Genomic DNA, 5,014 nt, shown 5'->3' on the forward strand with positions numbered 1-5,014 from the left:
AAGGTTAATTTTAAAGTTTTCATGTTAATTTATTATTTAGGTTATAAAATGTTTTCTTCAACTGTTATTGTTTCGATGGTACCATCAGGATTTGTATAAATGGCTTGGTTATCACAATTACCATCTCCATAATCTAAAAATGCATCTTCTTCATTTTCTGAAGTGATTTTTAGTTTACCAGACACATAAATTTCACAAGTTCTTTTTCGTTTTAAAGGGTTAATAACAAGTACATCAAACTCATCATTATTTCTAAGTTTAAGTTCTAAATCTCCAGTAACTAAATATTCATCATCATTAGGATTATTAGTGTTTGCGCCAGCTACTTTTTTGCTTACTTTCTCTCCATCATAAATAGCATCAGTATTATCTTCCCAAATGATTCTTACATCAGTAGTAGTATGAAGTTCTGGTATGGCACCAGGTAATAAGTTTCGTTTTTCAAAACCTTCAACCTTAATGTTGTTTATTGAAAAATTGACAAAGGACACATCAATCATTTTTACATAATTTAAGGTTGTATTTAATTGATATAAAAGAATCATTGTTCCTTTTAATTTTTTACCATCTGAAGTTTGACAACCATTTCTACCAAATCTAAAAGTTACCTTTTTTATAGATGGTGTGTATTCAATCATATAACTACCACAATAGTTAGTATTAGAATCAATCTCATCACCAGAAACGTTATCTAAATCTTCAATTAAATCTTCAACATCAGATACAATTTCATGAACTTCTTGTAAACGCATATTACGATCTCTATTAGATACGCGTATTTCGTCTTTTGTACAGCTACTAAATATTAGTGCTATTAGTAGTATTGGAAAATAAAAACTTGCTTTCATAGTTTTTGTATTATAGTTTGTAATTTATAATACAAATGTCTTTCAAAAAAAGGTGTTTTACTTTGACTTAAATCAAAAACGAAAACAATTTGTGTCGTTGATTTTTAAAGGGATTGTCGCAGTTTCTTATAAAAAAAATTAAATATGAAGTTTTGATATAATCTTACAATTCTTTAATTCTATAAACTATCTAAAACCGAATTGAAATTATACATTTCTTATAAAAAACACTCAAGTAGAATAACTATTTTGACTTGATGAGCAACTTAATAAATCTTCATCAAAATGTATTGTTTTGTTTTATTATAAATGGTTATTTATATCAAAAAATAATAAAGCTTATAAATATAAATATTTAACCTATTTAAACACTTTCTTTTCAATTATAGCAACTACAAAACGCGTTTCCAAGTTTCAGTATCGCTGTAGCCATAATAATCGTAACTTAACTTAAATGTATTTGCATCTATTAATATTATCTTACAAGGCACATCGTATGTCTTACCTTCATATTCTAATTTATAGATACCATTAGCATTTTTTCCTTTAAATGCATTTATAGTAAGCGCTTTCTCGATAGATGTTTTTTGACCATAACCATTTTCATCTTGCATCTCATAGGTATAAGCAGTAAGCTTCTTTCCTTCTTTTTTTATCTTATAAACAACTGCACCTTTAAGATTTTGGGCATTGTAGGTAACTTTCCATTGACCAGCTAGCGTTTGCGCTTCTTTCTTTGGGTTTTCAACGGCTACCTGTTTTGTTTCTTCTTGCGGTGTTTTATTTGTTGTCTCGGTCTTGTATTCTGATTCTTCTGTATCTGAAAAATATTCATATTCTGATCCGGTATACATTTCTGAAGGATAAACTGCATAATACGTTAACAAAGCTAGTCCACCAAGAATAATAACATATCCTAATATTTTAAATATCGTGTCTGCTGTTTTCATTTTTAATCTTTATAATTTATTTATCATCAGAAGTTTGAGGAGGATAAGTTTGTCCTTCTGGCATCCAATGTGGTGCTTTAACAAAAGACAATAATTTATTACTAAAACCTTTGGTGTGCTTTAATTTTTTGTAAAATCTTGTTACACCATGAAAAAATACAACAATTGGATTTACGCTGTTAATTGGTTCAGAAATTCCATAACGTACTTTCTCTACCTCTGGTTCAAAAGTTTTTAAAAGACGATCCCAAACAATAAGAATCCCTGCATAGTTTTTATCCCAATACTGGCGGTTAGACCCATGATGTACTCTGTGATGCGATGGTGTATTAAAAATGTATTCTATAGGCTTAAACAATTTTCCAATGATTTCTGTGTGCAAAACTGCCTGAAAAGTTTGCACAAACAATTCTGCAGCTAGCAATAAGAATGGATTAAATCCCATTAGTACAGCAGGAATAGAAAAGAAAAGTGGAAAAAATCCATCTAACGGTCCAAAACGATAAGCTACAGACATATTAAAATGTTCAGAACTATGATGTACTGTATGTGTTACCCAACCAGCACCCATTTCGTGCATTAATCGGTGTTCCCAATAGTAAAGGAAATCGGCTAATAAAATACATGACACAACAGTTACCCAAGTCAAAGGAAGCTCTGGTAAAATACTATATACTGATGCCAAAACGTATAATTTAGTCGCAAATAAAATTCCTAAAATATAGTTTATAACAGTAAAGAACCCTACCGTTAAAAGATTGGCAACTGAATCTAATGCCAAATTTTTACTTAATTTTTTCATTACGAAATAACGAATAAGCTCAAGTATAAAAAACGGTACAATAATGTATAAAACACTTAAGTCATTAAAGATGTAAAAAAAAGTATCTACTGCTTCTTGAGTATATTCTGGAAGACTAAAATTTTCTGCTACATAATGAGGAATTCCTATTAGCGTAGCAATAATAGCAAGGGTGTATATTAAAGTTCTTGTTCTGCTCATATCGTTAATATTTTGTTTTGCAAAGATTTATTTTTATAGGGTTAACATTTTTGACATGCATCAAAAAAAACAAAGACAATTACAAACACCTCATCAACTACTTGTTACACATAGAATATATAATATTTAACCTAAGTTAAAATACTTAAATAACTTAAAATAGAATAGAGCGCTAATAATGACCAAATCACTACCATAAACCAATACAACCTTGGTGTTTCTAACCTTTTAACAGCTTCAACAAAATGGATTTCACCACTTCTAATAACATGAATTAATCCCAACATAATAAACGCGGCCCAAAACCAACCCCAATTAAAATAGATAGCAATTGCCATTAAAACTAAAGCCAATGAAGTTTTCCATTTTTTCATTTAAATAGATTTTAATCGTGAACTTATTTCTTGCAGTCTAATAAGTTGTTGAAATACTAATGGTAGCATAAAAATACCATTAGAAAATTCTAAAATATAGGTTACAATAGAAAAAATGCTTCCAGCTGTTGCTTCTGGTGCACTCGCAGAAACGTAGAGCGCAAAAATAGCGAGTACAAAAAGAATGATTTCAATAATTCCAAAATTTAAAGTTTCTAAATCAGACATTTTGACCATCCATTTAGCTATATTTCTAAAGTGTTTTACAATGCCCAACTGCGCTCTAGTTTCTAGTACATTAACACGATGTTCTAATTCATCATTTAAACCAATATTAAAGCTGTAGATTTTTTTATTACTAAGAGTATAAATAATAAAAATAAGTAGAATGGTTATTAAACAAGCTCCAAATATCCACCAGTCAAATAATGCTAACATTATTAATGCACCAATAACACTCATTAGTGATGCAAATGCTTGTGTAATATCGTGTTCAAAAAAATCTACAAGCTCTTTAATTAAAGCACTTCTAGCTGCAATTGTTGAAACAGAAATTTGCTTTTGATTTTGAATAGCAACCACTTCTGAAGCTACAATTGTATAAATAGAAGTATACGCTCTTGTATCGTAATAGCGTCTAATAACACCAATAAAAAAACCTGCGGCATATAGTAGACAAAACAGCCATAATCCATCGTTTTTTTGATTAATTAAATCGTTAATAGCTATACCCAAAACTAAGGGTTGAAGTACCTTAAAAAGATTTTCTAACACGAGCATAGAAAATGTAATGGATATTTTCCATTTAAACCGCTTAAAAATGGCTTTAATTGAATATTGGTGTGCTGTCATAATTATTATATTTATTACGTGCAAAAAGCCAGAGCAAGACTCTGGCTTTCAATTAAACTTAAATATATTATAGAGAAAATTCTATTCCAAAGTTGAGTGTTTTCCATGTACCTCCTTTTACTTTAAGTCCTGTAAAAGAGGTATTGATACCTAAACGATCTGTAATTTGATAACCAATTCTTGGTTTATAATGAAAACCACCTTTTACATTATCACCTATACCAATAGCGTAACCAAGATCTGTTCCGATATAAAACTTATCTGTTGCATTAAAACGTATAGCACCTGTTAAAGGAACATACTTTGCATTACTATACTTATAAGTACTAGTTGTATTGTCTTCATTATTTACAGTAACTTTTTTACCTCCAAAGAATGAAACACCAGTGGTAAACCCAGCATCTAACTTATCTGACACTTTAAAAAGGTAAGAGGCATCAATACCAAACCCTGTTTTAGAAACATCTTTTGTATCTCCAATTGGAATAGCTCCAAAGGCACCAACTTTAATCTTTTTATCTTGAGCAAAAGTTGTTAAGCTTATCATCAAAGCTGCCGTAAAAATCATTATTTTTTTCATCGTAAATTGTTTAAGAAATTAATATGATACAAAGGTCAGATGAAGTGACGTTTTTTCTTTTGATTTAAATCAAAAGGCAAGCTATTGAATTGAAAAATGAAGCGTTTTGATTTATGTCAAATCGGTCATAGCATTTAAAATCTGATAATCTTAATTTTAAAAATAGTTGTAACTAAATACAATTGAGTATCATGATAAGATTATAGCATTAACCTATATTTAACCTCAACTGAAATGTATTTAATAACAACAAAAAACCGTTGAAGTTAACTTCAACGGTTTAATATAATCTATTGATGACTGTCAATCTATTTAGGATGACTTAAAATTATATATCTAACTTGTTTGCTGTAATGTTTTATTCTTTTCTTTTAAAACAGCCAATTGTTTTTCTAAAAAGGTAATGG

6 protein-coding genes are annotated in these 5,014 nt (G+C 29.3%); all 6 read right to left on the bottom strand.

Features of this window, described 5'->3' with window-relative positions; translation table 11 throughout:
- Nucleotides 1–41 precede the first annotated feature (41 nt).
- The gene (locus tag N4A42_RS06150; RefSeq protein WP_294071419.1) at nucleotides 42–848 is read right to left on the bottom strand and encodes a hypothetical protein; all 807 of its coding nucleotides are present in this window, start codon (nucleotides 846–848) and stop codon (nucleotides 42–44) included.
- A 392-nt stretch (nucleotides 849–1,240) separates the two neighbouring features.
- Nucleotides 1,241–1,798, bottom strand: coding sequence for a hypothetical protein (locus N4A42_RS06155; RefSeq protein WP_294071422.1), 558 nt, complete (start codon nucleotides 1,796–1,798; stop codon nucleotides 1,241–1,243).
- A gap of 16 nt (nucleotides 1,799–1,814) precedes the next feature.
- Entirely contained in the window at nucleotides 1,815–2,801 is a 987-nt protein-coding gene (locus N4A42_RS06160) for a sterol desaturase family protein (RefSeq protein WP_294071425.1), read from the bottom strand.
- A gap of 131 nt (nucleotides 2,802–2,932) precedes the next feature.
- Nucleotides 2,933–3,175 carry a hypothetical protein gene (locus tag N4A42_RS06165; RefSeq protein ID WP_294071428.1) on the bottom strand — a complete coding sequence of 81 codons (243 nt, stop codon included), beginning with the start codon at nucleotides 3,173–3,175 and terminating at the stop codon, nucleotides 2,933–2,935.
- The gene (locus tag N4A42_RS06170) at nucleotides 3,176–4,027 is read right to left on the bottom strand and encodes an ABC transporter six-transmembrane domain-containing protein (protein ID WP_294071432.1); all 852 of its coding nucleotides are present in this window, start codon (nucleotides 4,025–4,027) and stop codon (nucleotides 3,176–3,178) included.
- A gap of 67 nt (nucleotides 4,028–4,094) precedes the next feature.
- Complete coding sequence (locus tag N4A42_RS06175) at nucleotides 4,095–4,607, bottom strand: outer membrane beta-barrel protein (RefSeq protein WP_294071435.1); 513 nt, start codon at nucleotides 4,605–4,607, stop codon at nucleotides 4,095–4,097.
- Nucleotides 4,608–5,014: the final 407 nt, after the last annotated feature.

The organism is Winogradskyella sp., from assembly GCF_025210595.1.
Taxonomy (GTDB): Bacteria; Bacteroidota; Bacteroidia; order Flavobacteriales; family Flavobacteriaceae; genus Winogradskyella.

Bases quoted from the DNA above. Each gene is read 5' to 3' on its own strand.
- N4A42_RS06150 (WP_294071419.1), bottom strand. From the start codon at position 848: ATGAAAGCAAGTTTTTATTTTCCAATACTACTAATAGCACTAATATTT.
- N4A42_RS06155 (WP_294071422.1), bottom strand. From the start codon at position 1,798: ATGAAAACAGCAGACACGATATTTAAAATATTAGGATATGTTATTATT.
- N4A42_RS06160 (WP_294071425.1), bottom strand. From the start codon at position 2,801: ATGAGCAGAACAAGAACTTTAATATACACCCTTGCTATTATTGCTACG.
- N4A42_RS06165 (WP_294071428.1), bottom strand. From the start codon at position 3,175: ATGAAAAAATGGAAAACTTCATTGGCTTTAGTTTTAATGGCAATTGCT.
- N4A42_RS06170 (WP_294071432.1), bottom strand. From the start codon at position 4,027: ATGACAGCACACCAATATTCAATTAAAGCCATTTTTAAGCGGTTTAAA.
- N4A42_RS06175 (WP_294071435.1), bottom strand. From the start codon at position 4,607: ATGAAAAAAATAATGATTTTTACGGCAGCTTTGATGATAAGCTTAACA.